The organism is Plantactinospora sp. A48 (genome assembly GCF_055793945.1).
The window spans coordinates 1-364 of record NZ_JBTIXF010000159.1; the positions used below are offsets into that span (position 1 = coordinate 1).

At 71.7% G+C, this 364-nt stretch carries 1 protein-coding gene; it reads right to left on the reverse strand.

All coding sequences use genetic code 11. The features are described 5' to 3' along the window. Positions 1 to 364 (reverse strand): cellulose binding domain-containing protein (locus ACXN5W_RS30415; RefSeq protein ID WP_473161825.1); only part of this gene is annotated, 364 nt, incomplete at both ends.

Here is a 364-nt window from a genome sequence, read left to right on the forward strand (position 1 = left end):
TGCTCTGCCCGCCGGGCAGGGTGAAGGCCACGGACCAGCCGTCGATGGCGGCGGTTCCGGTGTTGGTGACCGTGATGTTCTCGGTCAGTCCGGAGTTCCAGGCGTTCACCGTGTCCGAGACCCGGCAACCACCCGGGACCGGCGGTCCCGTGGTCGGCGGAGCGGTGGTCGGCGGGGCGGTGGTCGGCGGGGCCGTGGTCGGCGGGGCGGTGGTCGGCGGGGCGGTGGTCGGCGGAGCCGTCGTCGGCGGGGCGGTGGGTCCGCCGGCGTTGAGGGCGTTCAGGACACTGGTGTACGCCGGCTTCTTGTTCCCGTTGCTGTCGAACAACAACGGATTCTCCCCCGTACGCCACGAGTCACTGTC